The 22,805-nt window shown below is 45.7% G+C and carries 21 protein-coding genes and 1 tRNA gene; 3 read left to right on the forward strand and 19 right to left on the reverse strand.

All coding sequences use genetic code 11. From position 1 onward, the window contains the following. The 3 genes from QUA27_RS24940 to QUA27_RS24950 all read left to right on the forward strand — a co-directional run. Nucleotides 1-1,952: hybrid sensor histidine kinase/response regulator (locus tag QUA27_RS24940; RefSeq protein ID WP_333071442.1), on the forward strand; the 1,952-nt coding region annotated here is incomplete at its 5' end. Nucleotides 1,953-2,150: 198 nt separating this feature from the next. Continuing rightward, complete coding sequence (locus QUA27_RS24945) at nucleotides 2,151-2,627, forward strand: chemotaxis protein CheW (RefSeq protein WP_333071444.1); 477 nt, start codon at nucleotides 2,151-2,153, stop codon at nucleotides 2,625-2,627. Between the two features lie 66 nt (nucleotides 2,628-2,693). After that, nucleotides 2,694-3,467, forward strand: a complete 774-nt coding sequence (locus tag QUA27_RS24950; protein WP_333071446.1) for a pentapeptide repeat-containing protein — start codon at nucleotides 2,694-2,696, stop codon at nucleotides 3,465-3,467. Between the two features lie 139 nt (nucleotides 3,468-3,606). Here QUA27_RS24950 and urtE read toward each other — a convergent pair whose 3' ends face one another. From urtE to QUA27_RS25045, 19 genes are all read right to left on the reverse strand, one after another. Next, on the reverse strand, nucleotides 3,607-4,305 hold the full coding sequence (gene urtE, locus QUA27_RS24955; protein WP_333071448.1) for an urea ABC transporter ATP-binding subunit UrtE: 699 nt from the start codon (nucleotides 4,303-4,305) through the stop codon (nucleotides 3,607-3,609). A gap of 129 nt (nucleotides 4,306-4,434) precedes the next feature. After that, nucleotides 4,435-5,181, reverse strand: coding sequence for an urea ABC transporter ATP-binding protein UrtD (gene urtD, locus QUA27_RS24960; RefSeq protein WP_333071450.1), 747 nt, complete (start codon nucleotides 5,179-5,181; stop codon nucleotides 4,435-4,437). Between the two features lie 134 nt (nucleotides 5,182-5,315). Continuing rightward, on the reverse strand, nucleotides 5,316-6,038 hold the full coding sequence (locus QUA27_RS24965; protein WP_333071451.1) for a TIGR00266 family protein: 723 nt from the start codon (nucleotides 6,036-6,038) through the stop codon (nucleotides 5,316-5,318). A 190-nt stretch (nucleotides 6,039-6,228) separates the two neighbouring features. Further along, on the reverse strand, nucleotides 6,229-7,371 hold the full coding sequence (urtC, locus tag QUA27_RS24970) for an urea ABC transporter permease subunit UrtC (RefSeq protein ID WP_333071454.1): 1,143 nt from the start codon (nucleotides 7,369-7,371) through the stop codon (nucleotides 6,229-6,231). Between the two features lie 27 nt (nucleotides 7,372-7,398). Then, nucleotides 7,399-8,553 carry an ABC transporter permease subunit gene (locus tag QUA27_RS24975; RefSeq protein WP_333071456.1) on the reverse strand — a complete coding sequence of 385 codons (1,155 nt, stop codon included), beginning with the start codon at nucleotides 8,551-8,553 and terminating at the stop codon, nucleotides 7,399-7,401. Nucleotides 8,554-8,876: 323 nt separating this feature from the next. Then, on the reverse strand, nucleotides 8,877-10,193 hold the full coding sequence (gene urtA / locus QUA27_RS24980) for an urea ABC transporter substrate-binding protein (RefSeq protein ID WP_333071457.1): 1,317 nt from the start codon (nucleotides 10,191-10,193) through the stop codon (nucleotides 8,877-8,879). A 524-nt stretch (nucleotides 10,194-10,717) separates the two neighbouring features. Further along, a tRNA-Ala gene (locus QUA27_RS24985) sits at nucleotides 10,718-10,790 on the reverse strand. Nucleotides 10,791-10,910: 120 nt separating this feature from the next. After that, nucleotides 10,911-11,639, reverse strand: a complete 729-nt coding sequence (locus QUA27_RS24990) for an HAD family hydrolase (protein ID WP_333071459.1) — start codon at nucleotides 11,637-11,639, stop codon at nucleotides 10,911-10,913. Between the two features lie 64 nt (nucleotides 11,640-11,703). After that, nucleotides 11,704-12,603 (reverse strand): class I SAM-dependent methyltransferase, encoded by a 900-nt coding sequence (locus QUA27_RS24995; RefSeq protein WP_333071462.1) that lies wholly within the window; start codon nucleotides 12,601-12,603, stop codon nucleotides 11,704-11,706. Between the two features lie 241 nt (nucleotides 12,604-12,844). Beyond that, nucleotides 12,845-15,271, reverse strand: coding sequence for an ATP-binding protein (locus QUA27_RS25000; RefSeq protein ID WP_333071464.1), 2,427 nt, complete (start codon nucleotides 15,269-15,271; stop codon nucleotides 12,845-12,847). 433 nt (nucleotides 15,272-15,704) lie between these two features. Next, on the reverse strand, nucleotides 15,705-16,430 hold the full coding sequence (locus QUA27_RS25005) for a TVP38/TMEM64 family protein (RefSeq protein ID WP_333071466.1): 726 nt from the start codon (nucleotides 16,428-16,430) through the stop codon (nucleotides 15,705-15,707). A 154-nt stretch (nucleotides 16,431-16,584) separates the two neighbouring features. Continuing rightward, entirely contained in the window at nucleotides 16,585-17,571 is a 987-nt protein-coding gene (gene arsS, locus QUA27_RS25010) for an arsenosugar biosynthesis radical SAM (seleno)protein ArsS (protein ID WP_333071468.1), read from the reverse strand. A gap of 201 nt (nucleotides 17,572-17,772) precedes the next feature. Beyond that, a complete protein-coding gene (arsC, locus tag QUA27_RS25015; protein ID WP_006633827.1) occupies nucleotides 17,773-18,168 on the reverse strand; it encodes an arsenate reductase, glutathione/glutaredoxin type in 396 nt (131 codons plus the stop codon). 64 nt (nucleotides 18,169-18,232) lie between these two features. Continuing rightward, nucleotides 18,233-18,892, reverse strand: coding sequence for an arsenical resistance protein ArsH (gene arsH / locus QUA27_RS25020; protein ID WP_333071471.1), 660 nt, complete (start codon nucleotides 18,890-18,892; stop codon nucleotides 18,233-18,235). A gap of 7 nt (nucleotides 18,893-18,899) precedes the next feature. After that, nucleotides 18,900-19,604 carry an MIP/aquaporin family protein gene (locus tag QUA27_RS25025; RefSeq protein WP_333071474.1) on the reverse strand — a complete coding sequence of 235 codons (705 nt, stop codon included), beginning with the start codon at nucleotides 19,602-19,604 and terminating at the stop codon, nucleotides 18,900-18,902. A 104-nt stretch (nucleotides 19,605-19,708) separates the two neighbouring features. After that, nucleotides 19,709-20,050: an ArsR/SmtB family transcription factor gene (locus QUA27_RS25030; protein WP_333071477.1), complete on the reverse strand. Its 342-nt coding sequence runs from the start codon at nucleotides 20,048-20,050 to the stop codon at nucleotides 19,709-19,711. A gap of 139 nt (nucleotides 20,051-20,189) precedes the next feature. Further along, nucleotides 20,190-21,305: an inorganic phosphate transporter gene (locus tag QUA27_RS25035; RefSeq protein ID WP_333071479.1), complete on the reverse strand. Its 1,116-nt coding sequence runs from the start codon at nucleotides 21,303-21,305 to the stop codon at nucleotides 20,190-20,192. 233 nt (nucleotides 21,306-21,538) lie between these two features. Further along, nucleotides 21,539-21,793, reverse strand: coding sequence for a hypothetical protein (locus tag QUA27_RS25040; RefSeq protein ID WP_172188171.1), 255 nt, complete (start codon nucleotides 21,791-21,793; stop codon nucleotides 21,539-21,541). A 177-nt stretch (nucleotides 21,794-21,970) separates the two neighbouring features. Then, nucleotides 21,971-22,645, reverse strand: a complete 675-nt coding sequence (locus QUA27_RS25045) for a HEAT repeat domain-containing protein (protein WP_333062888.1) — start codon at nucleotides 22,643-22,645, stop codon at nucleotides 21,971-21,973. Nucleotides 22,646-22,805: the final 160 nt, after the last annotated feature.

Here is a 22,805-nt window from a genome sequence, read left to right on the forward strand (position 1 = left end):
CCTCCCCCTCTCCCCCAGTCCCCAACCCGCAAAGGCCGACAATCCGCGTAGACTTAGAACGCTTAAATGAATTGGTGAATCTAGTCGGAGAATTAGTCATCAACCGTACAAATTTAGAACTTCAAGAATCCGAACTGCGCAGCGAAGTCAAGCGCATCCGCCGCAGCATCCTAGATTTGAACCAATTCGGCGGTCAGTTGCGAGAAGAATACGACAGACTGACTTTTGCAGACTGGAAAGGGGGAAACGGTTCGTCTGGATTGGGAAAACTTGCAGCAGCAGAAACCGAATTCCCAATGATTGCTAACGGCAAATCCTCTGTGATCCATGCTCACTTCGATATCTTAGAGATGGATCGTTATACAGAGTTCCACTCGACAGCAGCAGAAGTCATCGAAACTGCCCAAGCAATTTCTCAATCCGCCACCAAATTAGACACCTTAGCCATGAAATTCGAGCGCAGTACCGACCAACTGCGCCGCATTACCGACCAACTGCGCAGCCGCGTCATGCAGTTGCGAGTCGTGAGTTTCAGCCGCGCCGTCGATCACTTGCCCAGAGCCCTCCGGGATATGTGCCTCACATACGAGAAAGATGTCAACCTGCTGCTACTGGGAAGAGATACCAAAATTGACGAAAGTTTGCTCGACGCTTTGCGCGACCCCTTAATACACTTAGTGAGAAACGCTTTTGACCACGGCATCGAAATGCCTGAAGTTCGGCAAGCAACCGGCAAGCCCGCCAGCGGTCAAATTGAAATAGAAGCCCGCCACCAAGGCGGGCAGACTATTATTACTGTCACCGATGACGGCAAAGGCATTGACCCGGAAATCATTCGCCGTAAAATTGTCACAAAGGGTTTGGCGACGGAGGAACAAGCTCAAGAATTTTCAATTGCCGAACTCTACGATTTTCTGTTTTGGCCGGGTTTCAGCACTGCAGAAGGGGTCAGCGACCTTTCGGGGCGGGGAGTCGGACTCGACGTTGTGCGAACAAATTTGCGGACTGTGCGGGGGACTGTGAAGGTTGACTCTCGCCTGGGAAAAGGTACGAGTTTTATCATCAAACTGCCGCTGCTGCTGTCGATTACTGATGCATTGATGGTGAAGACCGATCACAATAAAATAGCAGTGCCGCTGGATGCAGTAGAGGAAATTGTGCACATTAAAGCCTCGGAAGTTCACATCGCCGGCAATCAGCCGATGCTGTGGTGGCGGGAGGAATTTATTCGTTTGGTGAGGATGCAAGATTTGCTCGAATACAGCGTCGTCGCGCCGGATGCCCCCTCTCCTGACCCTTTGACCCAAGACGAAATTCCCGTCCTGGTTTTGGCTTCTACCGAAGGAATGCTGGCGGTGGCCGTAGAACGGCTGATCGGTCAGCAGGAAATAGTGGTTAAACCTTTGCCGCCGCCTCTATCCAAGCCTCGCGGCGTTTTGGGGACTACGATTTTGGGGGACGGGCGAGTGGTGAATATTCTGGATGTGGACGATTTGGTGGGCCAACCTGGGGTAAATAGTTCGATCGCCGCTGTCTCCGGTAAAGTGCAGGAGATAACGCCGAGTTCGAGTCAGTCACCGCAGATTTTGGTAGTGGATGATTCCTATACAATTCGGCAGTTGCTGTCTATGACGCTGACTCGTGCTCGCTACCGGGTGGTACAGGCTAAAGACGGTGTGGATGCCCTGGAAAAGTTGCAAAATGGTCTTGATTGCAGTTTGGCGATCGTCGATATTGAAATGCCTCGGATGGATGGATTTGAATTGTTGCGATCGATCAGATTGACCGAGCGCTTTGCTAAGATTCCCGTAGCCATGCTGACATCCCGTAGCGGGGAAAAACATCGGCAAATGGCAATGGAATTAGGCGCAAATCAATACTTCACCAAACCTTACAGCGAAGCCCAACTTTTACAAGCTATTCCCAAATTAATCCACCAATCAATAATTTAATTCACCATCTTAAATTTCCAATCAAATAATCCCTAATCTCAAACAGAACGGCAAAAAGTAATCGAACACGCGAATTATAGAGGAAAGATACGCAGCCGACTGACCTACTAAAATCTAATAATTTTAAATTATAAATCAAATAATCTTCAATTTTCAATCAAATAATTCTTCAATCTAAAATCTAAAATCTAAAATCCCATGACTCACGCCAATTACAATCGCCGATTTCGGAGCAAGAAAACAGCCAGTGTTAGAATTGCCCCGAAAAAATTTGTTTCCTTTGAACTAGGAAATATTTACTATGCTGTTCCTATTGAACGAGTGGAGCGCATTGTTAAAAACTTTAATGCCTACGGCACTTTACCTAGCGGGAATAGTTTATTGCGACATCAAGAAGAACTGATTACCATAATTAATTTATCCACCATATTTTCCAGCAGCCCGAGCCTTGCTGAGTGCAAATACCTGATTATTTGTACCTTAAATAAAAGCGATCGGTTAGGGATTCCCCTTCCTGATATGCCAAAAATTTTGGAAATTACCGAAGAAAGCTTCTGCGAGATTCCCGAATTGTACCGTCAACAGCAACTGCCTTCGGTAATAGAAAAGTTAATTCGCGCACCTGATGGTTCCGAAGTTTTTTATCTGAATTTTGATTTATTTAGCGAAATGTAGGGTGTTCACTTTTCGAGGTATTATACCATATAAATGGTATTTATGCAAACAAAAACTTATTGATTTATGAAAAAACTCACAATCATGTCGATCGCCCTACTAATTGTTGCAGCAAATCTCGAACTGCCGAAGGTGGGGCTGCAACTAAGTGCGATCGGGCAAATAGAAACACCCCAACCCATCCAAACACCCCAACCCATCCCAACACCCCAACCCCTCCAAACACCTCAACCCATCCCAACCCCCCAACCCATCCCAACACCCCAACCACAAACGCCCCAACCACAAACACCCCAACCAATCCAAACACCCCAACAAATCCAAACACCCCCAATACAAGCACCCCAACCAAAAGCAAACGACCCCAAAAAGCTTGGCTACGTCTCCCCAGAATTTGCCGAAAATTTCTCCCAGCAACAAATCGACGAAATCAACGCCAACGTCGAAACGCTGCTGCTAACTCAAAGCTGCTCCCGCTGCGACCTCCGAGCCGTAAAATTAGTTAACATTAACTTAAAAAATCCCATCCTTACAGGAGCAGATTTATCAGATGCCAACCTCAGCGGTAGTCGCTTCGAGATCTCAGATTTTGTCAACACCAATCTAGCTCGCACAAACTTAAGCGGAGCCGAATTAGTAGGAGCGAGAATCAGCAACGCTAACCTCAGAAAAGCTAACTTGACAAAGACAAATCTAGACGGTGCAGACCTGCGATTTTCCGACTTGAGAGATGCCAATCTTTCCGATGCCAACCTCCGCAATGCTAATATAGATGGCGCTAGTATCGATCGAGCAAGTATGGCCGGCACCACAATGCCCGACGGCCGAAAAAATCAATAATACAGCGTCGTTTCGTAGGCGATTGAAATCGCTTCTTATCAAACAAAGTCCGGATGGTGCGCGGACTGAATACAATTGAGTAAGGTGCGCAGTGCGCACCCTACTAATGACTAATGACTGCTGACTGCTGACTGTTGACTCAAACAGCCAAAAACCTCTGAATCACCTCATCACTTAACTCGCTAGTGCTTCCAGAAGCCACAATCCCGCCTTTTTGCATAGCATAATACCAGTCAGCTTGCCGCACAAAATGCAAATGTTGCTCCACCAACAAAACAGAAATTCCCCGAGTCGCAACCACACGGCGCACCGCAGCTTCAATATCTAAAATAATTGATGGTTGAATCCCCTCCGTAGGCTCATCCAAAACCAGCAACTGCGGCTCACCCATCAAAGCCCTAGCAATAGCTAACTGCTGCTGCTGTCCCCCGCTCAAATCACCTCCCAGGCGATCGAGCATAGTTTTCAAAACAGGAAATAAATCAAAAATTTCATGAGGAACTTCAGGATTTTTGATTTTGCTTGGTTTCGCTTCCAAACCTAACAATAAATTTTCTTTCACCGTCAAACGGGGAATAATTTCGCGCCCTTGAGGCACATAACCAATGCCTAATCTAGCCCGCTGGTGAGTCAACTTAGAAGCAATAGATTCTCCGCCAAAAGCAATAGTGCCGCTGCGCGGTTGCAGCAACCCCATAATCGTTTTTAGCATAGTAGTTTTGCCCACACCATTGCGGCCGATCAAGCAAACCATTTGCCCCGCCATGACGCTTAAATCGACATCGCGCAAAATGTGACTTTCGCCGTAATAAACATTCAAATTAGAAACTTGCAGCATAGTTTTAATTGGTAATTGGGCATGGAAATTGGTAGCAACTAACAAATAACTTCTTCCTTTTTTCTTCTTCCTGATATCCGTTACATCCGTTACATCTTGTACAGTGCTCGTTGCCGAACTTCCTTCTTCTTACTCTTCCGATTTTCCCAAATATACCTCAATTACCCGATCGTCATTTTGCACCTCATCCATAGTCCCCTCGCACAAAACCGCACCCTGATGCAACACCGTAACCTGCCGCGCAATTTGCCGCACAAACTCCATATCGTGCTCAATTACCAACACCGAATGACTTTCGGCCAGCGAAATTAGCAACTCTCCAGTTAACATCGTTTCCTCATCCGTCAAACCCGCCACAGGTTCATCTACCAACAACAAATCAGGAGATTGAGCCACCAACATTCCAATTTCCAACCATTGCTTTTCCCCGTGAGAAAGCAAACCAGCCGAAATATCAGCTTTAGCAACTAAACCAATTGTTTCTAACAAACCCGCAACCGTGCGTTTTTCAGCAGCCGAAGCAGGCTGGAACAAAGTCGAAAAAACATTTTTGTGGCGGCTGCAAGACAATTCCAAATTTTCGCGTGGCGTTAAATTCAAGTAAACTCGCGGCGTCTGAAACTTGCGGCCAATTCCCAAGCGCGAAATCCTATCTTCCGACAGCTTGCGTAAATTCTGTCCCTTAAATAACACGCGGCCCTCTGTCGGCTGCACCTTCCCCGTAATCGAATCTAGAAAAGTTGTTTTCCCCGCACCGTTGGGACCAATAATAACTCGCAGTTCGCCCGCATCCATGCTGAAATTTAAACCGTTAATGGCTTTAAAACCATCAAAACTAACAGTCAAGTTTTCAATTTCTAATACTTTGCCATTCATAATTAGCAATTAACTCACTAATGGATAACAACTGATACCTTTTGTAGGTGCGGAGAGAAATTTTTTCCTTACTTTGGTAGATTTTATACCCAGTAGTAGCACCATACTTTATACTTTTTTTTAGCAGTTTCTTCTCAACTAAAACTGCTAGAACTGCTTGAAAGTGGAGGTGGAGCTGCTGCTAAAATGCGTTCAGCTAACTTCGAGAGGGGCAAACTTTGCACATATACCTTACCAGGCCCAGTCATCTTTGCCAAAAATAAGCCTTCACCTCCAAACAAAGCATTTTTAAACCCGCCCACAAATTGAATGTCGTAGTCTACTGTGGAAGCAAAAGCTACTAAACAGCCGGTGTCTACTCGCAACACTTCGCCAACTCCCAAATTTTTCTCAACTATTGTTCCTCCCGCATGAACAAAAGCTAGCCCGTCACCCTGCAATTTTTGCAGAATAAAACCTTCTCCGCCAAAGAAACCGGCACCGAGTCGCTTGGTGAATGCTACCTCAATTTCAATGCCGTTGGCCGCACAGAGAAATGAGTCTTTTTGACACAAAAATTTACCGCCAAGTTGGCCTAAATCTAGGGGAATTACTTTACCCGGATAGGGGGCGGCAAAAGCGACACGGGCCTTGCGATTTCCCGCGTTGACAAAGGTGGTAATGAAAAAACCCGCTCCTGTCAGCATTCGTTTGAAACCTTGAAATAAGCCGCCGCCTGTGGATGTTTGCATTTGGATGTCGCCTTCCATGTATGTCATGGTTCCAGCTTCAGCCCTGACGCCTTCTCTAGGGTCGAGTTCAATCTCGATGAGTTGCAAATCGTCGCCGTAGATTTTGTAGTCAATAATATCTGCCATATGTTTCCCCTTAAGTTAAAAAACGAAGCTGTTTGCTAGGGATATCTAAGTACGTGGACATATATATTACGTTTCCTCAGAGAGAGATAAATGCAGCGTTTGCCAAGTCGATTGCGATTGCTTTGTTTGTCTGTTGTAGGTGACATTTATTTATGTCAGCATGGTTCTAAATTACACGATATTTTTGCACTCAATGTTCAAGTTCTTCTTTTTCGAGCTGCACTTGGGGGTCTTGTTCCAGGCTGGGGTAAGTAGATACGTACTTGGGTTTTCTGAACAGGGCGCGGGTTTGGTCGAAACTTTGATCTTGCAGCCATCCGACTATGCCGTCGGGCAGGACTGTTACTACTATTAAGAATAGCGCGCCTTGGAAAAATAGCCACACTTCGGGAAATTGTTCGCTCAAGAAACTCTTGCCAAAGTTGACTAGCAGCGCCCCTAATATTGCTCCAGATAATGTGGCGCGACCTCCCACTGCGACCCAGATTACCATTTCAATTGAAAAGGCAATATCCATTGCTTTTGGCGAAATAATTCCGGTTTGTACGGTAAATAATGCGCCTGCAATCCCGGCTAAACCGGCGGAAATTGCAAAGACTAAAACTTTATATCCTGTGGGATTGTAACCTGAGAAACGCAGGCGCACTTCGTCGTCGCGAATTGCTACTAGCAGGCGGCCGAAACGCCCGCTGGTCAGCCATCGGCAGAGGGCGTAAGTTGCTGCTAGAAATAGTATGGTAAGAATGTAGAAAATATATTGAGTATCTCGGTCATTGACTGTGGCTCCGAACAGGGTTTTAAAGTCGGTGAGTCCGTTGGTGCCGTTAATCAGTTTTTGCTGACCGTTAAAGAAGTTGAAAAATACAATGGTGGCTGCTTGGGTAAGAATTGAAAAGTAAACGCCTCGAATTCGATTGCGGAATACTAAATAACCTAAAAGTGCGCCCAAGATGGCGGGGATGAGAACTACTGCTAATGCTGAGAATGGAAATGAATAAAATGGTTGCCAAAACCAGGGGAGTTCGGTAACGCCGTAGAGGTTCATAAATTCTGGCAATTGACTGCTGGCGGTTGGGGGAATTTGCAGTTTTAGGTGCATGGCGAAAGCGTAGCCGCCGATCGCAAAAAACACCCCATGCCCTAAACTGAGCAAACCCGTGTATCCCCAAATCAAGTCTATGCCGAGGGCGGCAATTGCTAGTGCTAAAAATCGCCCTAATTGATTGAGCCGAACGTCGGGGAGTATGCCTGGGATGAGCAAGATGAATGTGAGGGCGATCGCGCTGACAATTGCCGCTTCTTTTAGCCAGGCTTTTTGATGTTTTTTCTGCATTTTTCGCTACACTCGCAGTTGTAATTTTTAATTTTCTACCGTCCGCCCTTTTTGCGGGAAAATCCCTCCCGGCTTCACTTGCAGAAAAGCCATAATTAAGGCGAATACCATTACTTTTGCCATGCTGGTTGTGGCGAAAAATGTGAAGAAGTCGGCTAAAGGCTTGACTGGAGCGAAGATTAATGCTAAGGTTCCCGAACCGATCAGGTAATTTGCAGTGCCGATCGCGATCGCAGCAACTACACTCCCCACAATCTTGCCGACACCGCCCACAACCACCACCATAAAGGTATCGACTATATAATTTTGTCCCGTATTTGACCCTACCGAACCGATCAAACTAATCGCGCACCCAGCGACACCTGCCAACCCCGAACCCAAAGCAAAAGTCAGCGCGTCTACTTGTTCGGTAGGAATTCCCAAACACGCACTCATGCTGCGATTTTGCGTCACGGATCTAATCCGCAATCCCCACACAGACTTCTGCAAAAACAGGTAAATTCCCGCCAAACAAATTCCTGTCAGGACAATAATAAAAATTCGGGCGTAGGGCAACTGAAAATTGCCCAGCGGTATGCCGCCCCGCAACCATTGCGGTGCAGTTACGTCCACATTTTGAGCGCCAAACCAGGGTTGAGTTACTGCCAGTTTGTAAGTTTGACCTAAAAAGGCGCTCACCGCCCAGGAAATACCCAAAGATAAAGGCAAAATTATGGCGATAATTTTGCTGCGAATGCGATCGAAATCCATGCGAGATTTCAGCACCCGCAAACCGCCAAAAAACAGCAAACAAAACACCGCAATCCCAATTACCAGCACCCAACTAACGCTGCGGACAAACTGCTGCAGAATTAAACTTACGCCCCAAGTTGCTAGCAAAGTTTCTAGCGGCCGCCCGTAAAGATAGCGAATCACTCCGCGTTCGAGAATTAATCCTACGAGTGCAGCTACTAAAAAAGCTAGGGGAATTGCAAATAAAATATAGGTTTCAAAAGCAAATCCTCCGATACCTTTGAAGACATTTTGCACCACGAAAGTTGTATAAGCCCCCAGCATCATCAATTCGCCATGAGCCATATTAATCACGCCCATCAGCCCGAAAATAATCGCTAGTCCCAGGGCTGCAATTAGTAAAACAGCGCCGATGCTAATGCCGTTAAATAAACCATCTAATATCGCCAATTTTGTTACTCCTGCATCAAGTCTGTTAACTTTGTTCGCGGATAATTAGGGGCGGATTTTACCACGTTGGTGTCAACTTAAGCGTCGAGTTTTTCTATAAATTATGCTTAGAGTGAGTATCTCGATACCCCTAAGTCTCCTTAATCAGGGAGAATTTGAAGGCTCCAGTTCCCCTTCATTAAGGTGGAATTTGAATACTCCCGTTCTCCTGATTAAGAAGAGTAGGGGGTGACGCAAGAACGCTTTCCCCCCCCCTTATTAAGGGTAGCTAGGGGGATCGAAGATACGGTGCCAACGTTAAAAAAATTGGTATTACCTACTTATCAAGCTTTGAACTTTCCACCTTTTGCGGGGTCTGACCAATCGCAAGCAAAGCCTTTTGTTTCCGCGACAAACTGATTCCAAGGAACCGGCTTCACTGCTTCTGGTGTAGCAAAAGCGATGTTAAACAAGCCGTCTTCTCTCACTTCGCCCAAGCGGACAAATTTAGAGATGTGGTGGTTGTTTTCCATCGTAACTTTGCCCTCCGGCGCGTCAAAGGTTTGACCCAAAGCTGCTGCCCGAACTTTTTCTAAATCGTCGGCTGTCCCTGCTTTCTCGACAGCTTGCTTCCACAGGTAAACCATGATGTAAGCTGCTTCCATCGGGTCATTTGTCACTCTATCTTTGCCGTACTTTGCCTTGAAAGCTTCCACAAATTTTGTATTGGCCGGAGAGTCTACAGTCATGAAGTAATTCCAGGCGGCATAATGACCTTTAAGATATTCTACGCCGATCGCCTTTACTTCTTCTTCTGCAATACTGACGGACATTGACGGATATTTGTCCGGGCCCAAACCTGCACCCTGCAACTGTTTAAAAAATGCTACGTTGCTGTCGCCGTTGAGGGAATTGAAAATGACGCCCCCGTCTGGCAAAGCTGCCTTAATTTTAGTAATAATTGGCGTAACTTCTGTCCCGCCCAACGGAATGTAATCTTCCCCAACTAATTCGCCACCTTTGGCTGCTAGCTGGGCTTTGATAATGGTATTTGCAGTTCGGGGGAAAACGTAGTCAGACCCGACTAAGAAGAATTTTTTGCCTTTATTTTCTAGCAGCCAATCAACTGCTGGTTCGATTTGCTGGTTTGGTGCCGCGCCGGTGTAAAAAATATTTTTGGAACACTCTTGACCCTCGTATTGTACGGGATACCAGAGCATATGATTTTTTTCTTCAAATACCGGCAGTACGGCTTTGCGGCTGGCGGATGTCCAGCAGCCGAAGACTGTGACAACTTTATCTTGGTCGATCAATTTTTTGGCTTTTTCGGCAAAAGTCGGCCAGTCTGAGTTGCCATCTTCTACTATTGTTTCGATTTGTTTTCCGAGGACGCCGCCAGCTTTATTGATTTCTTCGATCGCTAATTGTTCGGCATCGACCACGCTTTTTTCGCTGATTGACATCGTGCCGCTCAAGGAATGCAAAATTCCTACTTTAATCGTGTTTCCACCCCCGGCTGCTGGTGTAGTTCCTGTTGATGTGGGAGAAGCTGCGGGAGTGGCTGTTTGAGTTGGAGTTCTACAAGCTTTGAGAAATAAACTTGATGTTAGGGTAGCAGAACTGTATAAAATAAATTTCCGCCGATCGAATCGCTTTGTCATTTTTTCTTTTTACTCTTGAATAGATGAGTCAGATGATTGAGAATAATAACACATAGCGACTTGATATTAAGACTCGCTTCAGCACACTGTTGTATTTTTAGCTACAAAACTTATTGTTTTTGACAAATTGAATGTTTTGTGGGGATTGAGGGTAACTGCGACAGAAACCGGGCTAAAATCATGTTGGATTTGAGATTGACTGATGACATCAGGGTTGGGATCGCGGGCTTACCGGATTTTTTTGGGAAACCGGGTTTAGACACCAAAATACGTCTTTTCAGCAATTAGTGTGTAATGAGAAACCCGGTTTCTTTACAGAAATTATCTTATTGATGCTACCAGTTAGGCAGCAACTGGGTCGATCGCACAAAATAGCAACCGGGTTTCTCGCTCTCAACAGATTATTGATGCTAAAACTTAGGCAGCAATCCGGTCGAGCGCATAAAATAGGCGACTATCAAAGCAGGTGACGATCGCACTTCGCTTTGAGTACGATCGTCACCTGTAGAAATGCCCCTGATTTATGGAGAATAGCGGACTCGAACCGCTGGCCTCTGCGGTGCGATCGCAGCGCTCTACCAACTGAGCTAATTCCCCTGATTGAGTTTTAATTTAGCATTTTAGATGCCGGATTGCCGAATCTAAAAGGTTTATAGGTCTTGGTTGCTCTCACGTTCGCAGACCGTCACTTACACTAGCACGTAACTGCTCAAAACGTCAAGTGTTTTCCGCAGTCGGCTCAGTGGGAGCGATCGAGCAAAGTGCAGCCACTCTGTCCAACTCTAAATCAGCAAAATAGTCCACCGTCCAATTAGCTTGGCGCTGGATCATGTGAAACGGGTAAGTGTGAGTCACACCCGCTACCTGAATGCCCGCTTTTTTCGCTGCTTCAATCCCCGCAAAAGTATCTTCTAGCGCCAAACACTCGATCGGTTGCAGGTTAAATTCGGGATATTTCTGGTTGAGAAGTTCGACAGCCAATAGATAGCCGTCAGGTGCTGGTTTGCTCGCCGTCAAGTCGTCACCTGCGACAATTAACTCAAAGTTTGCTGCCAAACCGGCCCGATCTAACACCAATTCTATCTCCGATCGCATTGCCCCGCTAACTACGGCCATTTTCAGTCCGGCGACCCGAATTTTGTCAATAAATTCTGCCAAACCGGGATAAATCGGCAGTTTCTCCAAAGTATCTATTTGAGCTTTGTAAGCTTGGGCCTTGCGCCGCAGCAGCCGATCGAGGTATGTTTCTGTTAGATATCGTCCTCGGCGCTTGAGTAGTTCGGTAATGCAAGCGCGATCGCTTTTTCCCAAACAAACTTCTCGAAACTCCCCACGTTTGAGCTGGAGATTTTCATCGAGCATCAATTGATCGATTATTTTCTCGTGAATCGGCTCATCATTAACAATCACGCCATTAAAATCAAATAAAACTGCTTTTAGAGTCATTAGTCATGAGTCATTAGTCATTAGTTTGCTAACAGTTAACCATTAACAGGCAACAGTTAATAGATCAAGCAGGAGCTGGAATGCCTGGTAAATCGCCATCAAAATTAGGAGTTCGATCGCCCCAATTCCACCCCCTCGCCACCTTTGCCTGTTCCAAATCTTCCCCCGGCAAAGGTTTCACGCCCTGCGTCACCTGATTAGTCCACCAGTGTTCGTGAGTTTGCACCGCCGCAAATCCAGCGGCCCCCGCCCAAGCATCGAGGCTGCCAGCCGCGTAAGACTTAATATAAGGCTCCTCAAAGATATCAGTCAGCCACTGTGTCTGCCGCAAAGTTTTTTGATTTCCGTCCAAAATTGCCACTTGTCCTCCAACCTTCAGCAGTCGGAAGCTTTCTCGCAAAATTGCCCGCGATACAGCAGGCGGCGTCTCGTGAAACAGCAAGGAAGCTGCTACTAAATCGAAGCTGGCATCGGCAAAAGCAACGCTTTCGGCATTTCCGTGCAACCACTCGATATTTAAGCCGGCTTTTTGCGCTTTCATGTCGGCAACTACCAGCATATAAGGCGACAAGTCCAGCCCGACAACTTCTGCTTGGGGAAAAGCTTGCTTGAGCATGAGCGTTGTAGAACCGGTGCCGCATCCCAAATCGATGATTCGGCGCGGTTTCACCCGCACAGCGTCAATTAAGCCTTGCCTGACGACTGTTTCGTGGGGAGGCAAAACATATTGCGTGATGGGATCGTAGGAAACGGCGGCACTGGGGTTGAGGTAGCCACCTTTAATGCCGTGAAAGTTTTGGCTGCTGTAATATTCGGGGTAAACTAAGTTGGGTTGTCGGTAGCGATCGCCCGCTGTTTCCCAGTCGATACCTTCGTAGAGTCGTTTCAGTGCTTCTTCGTCGATCGCCAGTCGAATCAGGGGCGACAAAAAGCGCTCGAAAATTGTATCCTTGCCAACAGCCATAAAACACCTTTAACAAAAACTCTTATAATTTTAGCCAACGGCCGTCAGCTTAGCATGAATTCAAACCGTTGAACCCCTCGAACCTCTCCCCTCTATCAGTTACCTCGGTTACCAAATCCGTGGGCTTCCTTTCGGACTTTCTTCTTATACCAGTTTTTATAAAAAATGCAATTGTATACCAGCTTCAAAAGCTTGTTCGATTGGGTATTCCCAAATCTAAAATCTAAAATCTAAAATGGTATTATTTCCCGTTACTAATAGGAACTTTTACCAAAAACTCCGTGCCGCCGCCCGAAGGTTTAGAAATTTCGATGCTGCCACCGTGTCCGTCTACTATAATTTTGTAGCTAATTGCTAACCCCAAACCAGTGCCTTTGCCCACGGGTTTGGTAGTAAAAAATGGGTTATAAATTTGGTCTTTAACGCTGTCGGGAATGCCTGGGCCGTTGTCGGCGATCGCCACTTTCAGAAATTTACCGCCATGTTCGCGAACTACTCCCGTGGAAATAGTAATAATTTTATCCAGGCGATCGATCTCGTTCAAGGCATCGATCGCATTGCTCAGCAAGTTCATAAACACCTGATTGAGCTGAGATGGATAGCATTCGACTGAAGGCACTTTTCCGTATTTCTTGACTATATAAATTCTATTTTTGATGCGGTTGGAGAGCAACAGCAAGGTATTTTCTATACCTTCGTGAATATCCGCCTGCTTTTTGTCAGATTCATCAAGGCGAGAAAAATTACGCAAAGAAAGAACGATGCTGCGAATGCGTTCGGTTCCTATTTTCATAGAATCCAATATATGTGGCAAATCTTCCTCGATAAATTCTAACTCAATTTCTTCGGTGAAATCTGCGATTTCCTGGGGAACCTCTGGGAAGGCTTCTTTGTATAAACTCACCAACTCTAATAAATCTTTAGTATATTTGCTGGTGTGAGGCAAATTAGCCGAAATGAAGTTAACGGGGTTGTTAATTTCGTGGGCTATTCCCGCCACCATTTGACCTAGGGATGACATTTTTTCGCTCTGCACCAAATGAGTTTGAGTTTTTTTCAGTTCATTTAAGGCGCTATTAAGCAGTTTTACTTGGTCTTGGGTTTGACTGTAAAGGTGAGCTTGAGTAATTGCGATCGCCAATTGGTCTGCTACAGCTTTTAAGAGTTGGATTTCCTCCCGGCTCCAAAGCCAATGACTAACGTGGCTGCAAATTAAATAACCCTGCGGCTGGTTTTGAGTGTGGACAGGAACCGCTAAATAGCTATTAGCTTTAATTTCGCTCACTTGAGCTGTACTCTTCGCCCAAGTGTCCCTCGAAAGAATAATTGGCTCGCATTGGCCAATCGGTATTGACAAATCTTCGACCAAGTAAGACTCAAACTTTTTAGCGGGCGTCGCACAATCAGATGGACAACATTCCCATAAGATTTGTAACATTTTTTCTTTTGGTTTGTACCACCCAAAAGCCGCCCGTTCTAGGTGCAGCAAACTTACTATTTCTTCGACTGTGCTTTGCACGATTTGGTCTAATTCCAGGGAAGCGCGAATGCGTCCAGCAATCCGGTTTAACATGGCTTCCCGCTCCGCTTGAGCGCGATTGTTTTCGGAGGAGTAAATTAGCCAAGTTGCTGCTAGCATTGCTGGGCCCAGGAGTCCGGCGACGACTGATGTCAGCAAATTTAAGGCTTGCAGTTGGGATTCAATATTTTCGCGGGGAATTACTAAAGCCATCGACCAGTTAACTTCCTTGAGGGGAGCATAGGCCACATACACCCATTTATTATCTATTTTTACCAGTTCGATGTTCGTCTGGCGGTCGATCATCTGCCGCGCAATTGTGGAGAGTGCGGGGTCTTGTGACTGTAAAAAGCTTGGGGCCTCCCGGTCGGTATTTCCGATTAAGTTACTGTTGGGATGAACAATTGGCACTCCTTGTGAATTGAGCGCAAAAGCATAACTGTCGGAACCGTACAGCAAGCTGTTAGCCACAGATGCTACTCGGTCTAATTTAATGCTGCCCGATAGAGCTCCAATTACTTTATTAGGAGCCGGAGGTAAGGCCCAAATAGGAGCTGAAATGACGATAGTCGGAACTTTTGTACTGCGGCCGATCAGCGGGTCGGAAACGTTGAGCTGCCCTGCCATTGCTTTTTGAAAGTGTTGGCGGTCTTTGCTGTTCGCCCGGTTGCCTAGAGTGTTGATAAATGAGCCGTCGGCTTGAGTTAATGACAGGATGAAATACTCTTTCAACCTATATATTTCTCCTTGCAACCGGGGCTCCACTAATTTCCAATTGACAGTGCGAACCGTAGGATCGTAAGCAATAGTTTCTATTTCTGCTTTGCGACTGCTGAGCCAGCGGTCGATTTCGTCAGTGCCTTTTTCTAGTTTTAATAGTGCTATTTCCTTTAAATTGTCGAGGATTAGTCCGCGCACAAAAAAATAGCTGATGCAAGCAGTTGTGCTAATGGTTAAAGCCGTGGTGGCCAGAATTAGCAGGGTCAGCAAATGGCGGCGCTGCCGTCTGTGCTGCCAAAGACTATGCGCTTGCTGCCACCGCGATTGAGCAGAACTACTGATGTTGTCCCAAAAGTGGCGCAGCTTTTTTGCTTGGTGGGGTGGCGGCGCAGACACAGATCCGGCTTGATTTGCTGGGTTTTGCATCATCAAATGTTCTCTCCGAATCAAATTCATCAAACGGCATTAGTCATTCGGCAGAATTAATATCAGCCAAGTCGTGAGACGAGTTTCAGAAAATAATGCAACTGTAGGCCAGTGATCCCAACCCTGGTAGGCATCAGTCATTCCCCATCTCAAATCTAAAATCTCAAATTTAAAATGGTATGACTTGCATTCCTGACTGCAAACAATTCTTATTCCGAGCGCACGCTTGCCTTCTATTTTGGCATCAGCTTTATATTTTGACCTTCGGTTTACCTAATTTAGGTTACTGCTTTACGATATCTTTAATATCTATCTCGTTTGTATAACAAAATAATTGTAAATAACATAGAGAAAATACGGAGTTTTTTAAATTAGCGATGTATTCTAATGTAGAGGTAAATACTTATTGACAGTTTGACTAATTTGCGATCGGGCTTCAAGGAGAAATTTTTTCGTCTAAAGCTTTTTTGGCGAAGCGGGTTGCATAAACGGTGAGGGCGATCGTTGCTACCAAACCAATGCCGTAGAGAGCCCACTCAGCAGCAGTGCGCGATCGCCCGCTAGATCCGATTGCAGCCAAACTCTCGGCCAGGGAACCGATATAAACATACATGACAGTTCCGGGAATCATGCCGATCCAAGATGCCACAAAATAGTCTTTTAAAGATACCTGCGTGACTCCAAAAGCATAGTTAAGCAAATTAAACGGAAAAATGGGAGAAAGTCGTGTCAGCAGCACAATTTTCCATCCTTCAGAGGCAACTGCGGAGTCGATCGCCTTAAATTTTTGATTGCCCTCTATCTGTTTGGAAACCCAGTCGCGAGTTAAATACCGCCCTACCACAAAAGCGCAAGTTGCGCCTAAAACCGAGCCGATGGAAACACAAACCGAACCGCCAACGACTCCAAACAAAACGCCAGCACCAAGAGTCAGCAAAGAACCGGGGATAAATAGAACCGTTGCAACAATGTAAATTAGAATAAAAGCTGCCGGACCCCAAGGGCCGAGACTCGCGATCGACTCCAAGGCATTTTTCAGAATTCCTTGAAAGTTAAAAAACTTTGCCGCCACAATCAAAGCCACAGCTAAACCAATCCCTAAAATCAGCTTCCACCTATTTGATGGTGGCAGATTTTCACCGGGCGATCGCGAATCATTCATTGCTTAAAATCTCCACTCTCAATAATACGGGCATGGCGCATTGGGCCCCAAAGCATGGGGAATCGGGAATCGGGAATCGGGCCCAAGAGCATAGTTTCTTCCTTCTTCCTTCTTCCTTCTTCCTTCTTCCTTCTTCCTTCTTCCTTCTTCCTTCTCAAATCAAAGTACCGCCGCAGCTAGAACCGCAACCTGCCGTACAGCCGTAACAATAAGCAGCCGTTTGCACCTCTTGAATGACATCTAAACTGCCAGATGCGAGCAATTTAGCAGTATTTATCTTTTCCCCGCTGCCAGTTTTCGCCGGCAAATTTTCCATTTGGTTAAAATCGCAGTCGTAGACATTGCCCAAATAGTCGATCGACAATTCGTTACGACACATTAAATGTTCCAGAGTACCGGGATTAAAATTCTCCTCCAAAAACCCGAGATAAGGTTTGTGCAGTTTCTTATGTTCCAAATGAAACTTAGTCCGTCCCACCGGCAAATTAGTAATCGCGAACAATTGATTAAAACAAATCCCAAAATGTTCGGCTAAATAAACCTTGTAATCTTGCTCTAACTTGCCTTGTTCCGGTGTTAGCGAAAACTTGTCTGTTGCCGGCACTTGTGGATTGTACACCAAATCCAGAGTTAAATTTGGGTTTTTCCCATATCCCAACTGATTTAGTTTTTGCAGCGCCCGAATTGAACTGTCAAAAACACCGCTGCCGCGCATTTTGTCCACATTGTCAGCTTGATAGCAGGGAAGCGACGCCACAATTCTAAGTTGATGCTGCGCGCAATATTCGGGAATATCTTCAAAACCTTTTTCAAAGTAAATCGTCAAATTAGAACGAACAATTACCTCTTTACCTGCCGCCCTGGCAGCTTCCGCTAGCGGTTTAAAACCGTAAAGCATTTCGGGAGCACCGCCGGTGAGGTCAATAGTTTGAATTTGAGGAAAGCGGCGAATAATTTCAATTAATTGGTTGCAAATTTCCGGGGAAAGTTCTTCTGTTCGTTTCGGGCTAGCTTCAACGTGGCAGTGAGTGCAAGCCAGGTTGCAGCGTTTGCCGAGATTAATTTGTAAAACTGTAATCTGCTTTTTAGTTAAAGCTGAGTTAATTTTGTTTTTGAAAGGCGTGACTGCTGTCTGAATCATGTGCTAACCTTTTGGTCTTTGCTCGCAACGAATGTAGAGGCGTTCCGACGGAACGCCTCTCATAATTTAGCACTAATTCTAATAGTTCTGGACGCATCAAAACCCAAGAAACCGGGTTTTTTGCCGTTTTTGCGGGATGTAAAGCGTCTTCTCAGAAAAAAACCCGGTTTCTGACCACCCGCGGGTATAGGACTATTAATCTTACTTTAGAGAGTCAACTAATGTTTCAACTCGTGCTTTAATTTCATCTCGAACGCGGTGAAAAGTTTCGATGGGTTGTCCGTCGGGGTCGTCTAGTTGCCAATCTTCAAACACTTCTCGCAATACCCACGCTTCGGGTAAATTCACGCCGCAGCCGCACAGAGAAATTACGGCGTCGTAGTCTTCTGCATTGAATTCGCTTAATGGATTGGATGTTTGATCTGTGATGTCAATGCCGATTTCTGACATGACTTGAATTGCTGTCGGATGAACTCTGCTTGATTCTAACCCGGAACTGGTGACTCCAATCTTGCCGGCTCCGATGGTTTTAGCGAATCCTTCTGCCATTTGCGATCGGCAGGAGTTTCTTTTGCAAACAAACATTACTTTTTTCATGCTTTTTGTTGGTTGTTAGTTGTGAGTTGTTGGTTATGGGTTGTTGTCGGGGTTCCTGGGGTTCCTAAGGGCCCGGTAATTCAAGGGCGCGATTTGCTAGTGCGATCGCCTCTTTAGCTGCTTGTTCCTTGCGTTCGCTGTAGCGATCGGTCAAATAGTCCGTTTGCTCCCGCAACAGCAAGGTAAACTTGTACAGTTCCTCCATTACGTCGATCGCGCGATCGCGATAAGGCGAATCCTTCATCGTCCCATCGTCGTTAAACTCCTGATAAGCCTTAGCAACCGAAGACTGATTCGGAATCGTAAACATCCGCATCCAGCGGCCCAAAATTCTCAAAGTATTGACAGCATTAAAAGATTGCGAACCACCGCTAACTTGCATCACCGCCAAAGTTCGCCCTTGAGTCGGTCTGACAGCCCCAATGCTTAAAGGAATCCAGTCAATTTGATTTTTCATAATGCCGGTAATATTGCCGTGCATTTCTGGACTAGACCACACTTGACCCTCCGACCACAGGCTTAATTCCCGCAACTCTTGAACCTTCGGATGAGTATCGGGAACGCTGCCGTAAATGGGTAATTCTAGAGGATTAAAGAACCTAACATCTGCACCGAAATCCTCAATAATTCTCGCCGCTTCTTCCGCCAACAAGCGGCTGTAAGAACGCTCTCTTAACGAGCCGTATAGAAACAAAATTCTCGGTTTGTGCGTAAAACTTGTCATGATACTTTCAATTAAAATCCCGAAATCCGTTAGACAGTTCCCGATAAACTGCCACTGCTAATTGTGCTCCCCAAATCGGAGCCACCCAATAAACCCAATGATTCTCCCAAATCCCGCCAATTAAAGCTGGGCCGAGAGAACGAGCCGGATTCATGCTTGCTCCGGTAATCGGTCCCATAAATGCAGCTTCTAACCCTACAGTTAACCCAATTGCTATCCCGGCAAAGCCGATGTGAGCGCGTCTATCTAATCCCGAACCGAGGATAACAAACATTAAGATAAAGGTCAAAACAGTTTCTAAAATTAGAGACTGCAACCAGTTACCATTGAGAGGGATAGTTGGACCGAGATTTGCTACGTCACCTAAAGTAATTAGCAGCACTTGAGAAGCTGCGACCGCGCCTGCACACTGCGCTAAAACGTAAGGCAAAACTTTGTATTTTGGGAAAAAACCGCTCGCCCAAAACCCTAAAGTTACGGCCGGATTAAAGTGTGCACCGCTGATGTGTCCTAGGGCGTAAATCATGGCACAGACTACTGCACCAAATACAAAACTGACGCCTAAATGAGTTACGGAACCAGCGCTAGTTTTGTTAACCATCACCGCACCGGTGCCTGCAAAAACCAAAATAAATGTACCTAGAAATTCGGCGATCGCCTCTCGCCTGCAATCTGGCCGAGCACAACCTAACCTCTGACCTGTTGCATCCATCGCTCTCAACTAATTGGTTCCATCCCATCCTATCAATAAAATTTGATATGTCAATCTTCAAAAAAGCCCTATCAGTAGTTGAGTGATTAAGAAATATTGATGGGTTAACCTGCGTCGGAACAGGGGCGCGCCGGCAGGATCTGGCTGAAGCGGCGGTATTCGGCGAGGTAGTGTTCGAGGGCGACAAACTGGGTCAAATTGAGGCTGTAGTAAATCCAGCGGCCTTCTTGGCGGCTGCGGACTAAAGCTGCATCCTTCAAGGCTTTGAGGTGAAAAGAGAGTTTAGACTGAGGAACAGAAAGTCGATCGCACAAATCGCACACGCACAACTCCTGTTCCCGCAGCAACTCCAAAATCTGAATCCGCAGGGGGTCAGAAAGAGCGTGAAAGCCAGCAGCGATCGATTTATCTGCAACAGGCGGCGCGATCGGAGAATTTTTAACCATAAATTACCCTTAAATTTTTATTCAAAAACTCCTGGCGCGATTTCTTGTTTTTACGGTTAAATTCGATCGGGTTATCCTGTGATGGCAATCCCAAATCAACTGCGAACTCTTTATCTTCTAGGACTAACGATTAATTCTCTTACCGATGCAACACCCAGTAAGCGCAGCCGCTGATTGCAGCAGCAATTGGCAAGGTCAACATCCATGATAGTAGAATCTGATAGAAAACGCGCACATTAGCTTTTTTGGAAATCAATCCTACACCAAAAATTGAACCTACCGAAACATGGGTAGTAGACACTGGAAGTCCATAGCGACTGGCAGCAATAACTAAAAATCCCGTCACTAAGTTTGCCACCAGTCCTTGACCGGTATTCATTGCTGTAAGCTTTTTGCTCATTGTTTCGGCAACTTTTCGAGCATTCAACAAACCACCCAACGCCATTCCCAAAGCTACTGCTAAACTTCCCCACTGAACAGATATCGCTTCACCGACTAACATGAGCGAAACAATTTTAGGAGTATCGTTCAATCCTCTGGCAAAACTGACAATTCCCGCACTCATAAAATGGCAAACATCCACTAACTTTTGGCTGGGGATTTGTAAGAAATTTCCCAGGTATCTTTGGGTGCATTTATCTAGAGAATCGACCGCTACATCAGCGGTTGTGATGCACTTCAGTATGTTAGTTGCATCGGGCTGGGGAATGGGAATAATCTGCTGAATTTGACCAGCGCAAATACACCATTCTTTCTGGATTCCTAAATAAACTCGCAGGTAGCGAGACAGCCCATAAATTAAAGCTGCTAATGGAATCGCAATCACGGGACTCAGCAACAAAGGCATTAAAAAAGTTTTCTGCAATGCCGTCAAATTAACTTGAGTACCAATTGCTACAAAACCTGCACCGACCAGAGCACCTGTAAGACCGTGAGTTGTGGAAATAGGGAATCCAGTTAAGGTAGCAAGAATAACGGTTAAACCCGCAGCGATCGCGACTGCCAAATGAAAATCTGGGGCATTGGCGATCTCGTCTGGAACTAGCCCTTTTCCCGAAAAGCTTTTTACGAGCGTTTCTGCTATAAAAATAGAAAACACTGAACCTGCTAAAGTTGTGAGCGTGGCCCAACCAATTGCTGTTTTATAGTTCGTCGTCTGACTGCCAAACAGTGTCGCCACGCCTTTAAAATTATCATTAGCACCATTGCAGTATGCTAAAAACAACGTGGCAATAAATAGCGCAATAAGTAACATTCTATTACTCAGAATAAGTATGGTTTATTTAAAACTGTTTTTGGCCCGGACCGCTACAGGACCGAAGTTAATTGTATAGACACAGTTGCATCAAATAAAATAATGAAAATATTAAGATTTCTTTGGAAGGCGAGCGATCGCATCTTAATTTCGCGCCAGCAAGATGGGCACGATATTGAAGGATACTATAATTAAGGCTCGGCCATCGCGGACGGTACGCTCAACCCACCCATTCACTTAGGGTTCTGTACCCTTGCCGGCACATCTGTCAGTCCCGCCTTCTGCATCAGCGAAATCACCCCTATAGATAGAATTCCCCCAATAATTGCCCCAACAACTACCAGGATGATAAAGACTTTTTGCAGAGTTTTTTTAGTAGCTGGGTGGTACTGTCGCGGTAATGCTTCACCTTGCTCGTCAACTTCTTGCTCCAAGGGGTCTAGCGGATTGGAGGGATTTGAGTTAAAGGGATTGGGCGCTTGATTCATGGTTAGTTTGGGTTAAAGGAGATCGACAACTATTTTAACTTGCGATTTAGCCGCGCAACTTAAATAATACATTCTGGTTTTACTGAATACTCTATAAATTTTATTAAGATTGCTAAAATACGGAAAAACCAGGTTTATTCAATAAACCTGGTTTTTCAACATACTAAAAGTTTTATGTCACGCTTCTGCTTTTGACAGGCGATCGAGAGAAATTGTTGCCGCCTTAGATACTTGAGAATTACTATCTTTTTCTAAGTATTTCAAAGCCGAAACGCTCTTAACACTCGGCAAATTGCCCAAAGCTTCAGCCAGCCTCTGGCGAATCAGCCAATCTTCCGACTGAGCAAAATTGAGGATGCGATCGATCGCCCCAATATCTTTAATTTCCCCCAAAGCCGAAATTGCCGCCTGCTGGATCACCACTTGCTCGCTGTCGAGAGCTTTTAGCAGCACATCGCGAGCCCGGGGATCTTTGAGATTCCCCAGAGAAACAGCAGCACTGAAGCGCACCAGCCATTGAGTATCTTCGTAAAAAGCCCGCACCAAAGCATCAAAAGCTCTGATATCTTCCAGATAGCCCAAAGCACCTGCAGCGTCAGCGCGAATGCCGTAATCCGGGTCTGTTTCTAGCAATTTGACTAGAATAGGATAGCACTCTGCTGTCGGTTTCACGCCGAGAGCAAACACAGCCATCGATCGCACTTGCAAACTTTCGTCGTTCAACACCTTTTTAATCAAAGGCACCGCCTCTGCAGCAGGCACATTCCGCAAGTTTGCCAAAGCCACCATTCGATCGGCGGAATTTTGGCTTTCTAACTTGGCTGCAATTTGCTCTAAGCTTAAAGTTGTCATTATGGATAAATCTTGTAGTAAAACTTTACATTCGGGTTATTTTGATTATAGGAGAGTCTCAGGAGAAAAGCAGGCAGTAAAAACCGCCCAAGGATTTGAGATGAGTAAGATTGCGGATAAGTGAGACGATTAATCTAAAGCTCAGATTGCGTGGAAATAA

Origin of the sequence: Microcoleus harperi Pol14_C6, assembly GCF_036701295.1 — a bacterium.
Lineage (GTDB): Bacteria > Cyanobacteriota > Cyanobacteriia > Cyanobacteriales > Microcoleaceae > Microcoleus.

Coding starts and splice junctions, on each gene's coding strand:
- QUA27_RS24945 (WP_333071444.1), top strand. CDS start 2,151: ATGACTCACGCCAATTACAATCGCCGATTTCGGAGCAAGAAAACAGCC.
- QUA27_RS24950 (WP_333071446.1), top strand. CDS start 2,694: ATGAAAAAACTCACAATCATGTCGATCGCCCTACTAATTGTTGCAGCA.
- urtE (WP_333071448.1), bottom strand. CDS start 4,305: ATGCTGCAAGTTTCTAATTTGAATGTTTATTACGGCGAAAGTCACATT.
- urtD (WP_333071450.1), bottom strand. CDS start 5,181: ATGAATGGCAAAGTATTAGAAATTGAAAACTTGACTGTTAGTTTTGAT.
- QUA27_RS24965 (WP_333071451.1), bottom strand. CDS start 6,038: ATGGCAGATATTATTGACTACAAAATCTACGGCGACGATTTGCAACTC.
- urtC (WP_333071454.1), bottom strand. CDS start 7,371: ATGCAGAAAAAACATCAAAAAGCCTGGCTAAAAGAAGCGGCAATTGTC.
- urtA (WP_333071457.1), bottom strand. CDS start 10,193: ATGACAAAGCGATTCGATCGGCGGAAATTTATTTTATACAGTTCTGCT.
- QUA27_RS24990 (WP_333071459.1), bottom strand. CDS start 11,639: ATGACTCTAAAAGCAGTTTTATTTGATTTTAATGGCGTGATTGTTAAT.
- QUA27_RS24995 (WP_333071462.1), bottom strand. CDS start 12,603: ATGGCTGTTGGCAAGGATACAATTTTCGAGCGCTTTTTGTCGCCCCTG.
- QUA27_RS25000 (WP_333071464.1), bottom strand. CDS start 15,271: ATGATGCAAAACCCAGCAAATCAAGCCGGATCTGTGTCTGCGCCGCCA.
- QUA27_RS25005 (WP_333071466.1), bottom strand. CDS start 16,430: ATGAATGATTCGCGATCGCCCGGTGAAAATCTGCCACCATCAAATAGG.
- arsS (WP_333071468.1), bottom strand. CDS start 17,571: ATGATTCAGACAGCAGTCACGCCTTTCAAAAACAAAATTAACTCAGCT.
- arsC (WP_006633827.1), bottom strand. CDS start 18,168: ATGAAAAAAGTAATGTTTGTTTGCAAAAGAAACTCCTGCCGATCGCAA.
- arsH (WP_333071471.1), bottom strand. CDS start 18,892: ATGACAAGTTTTACGCACAAACCGAGAATTTTGTTTCTATACGGCTCG.
- QUA27_RS25025 (WP_333071474.1), bottom strand. CDS start 19,604: ATGGATGCAACAGGTCAGAGGTTAGGTTGTGCTCGGCCAGATTGCAGG.
- QUA27_RS25030 (WP_333071477.1), bottom strand. CDS start 20,050: ATGGTTAAAAATTCTCCGATCGCGCCGCCTGTTGCAGATAAATCGATC.
- QUA27_RS25035 (WP_333071479.1), bottom strand. CDS start 21,305: ATGTTACTTATTGCGCTATTTATTGCCACGTTGTTTTTAGCATACTGC.
- QUA27_RS25040 (WP_172188171.1), bottom strand. CDS start 21,793: ATGAATCAAGCGCCCAATCCCTTTAACTCAAATCCCTCCAATCCGCTA.
- QUA27_RS25045 (WP_333062888.1), bottom strand. CDS start 22,645: ATGACAACTTTAAGCTTAGAGCAAATTGCAGCCAAGTTAGAAAGCCAA.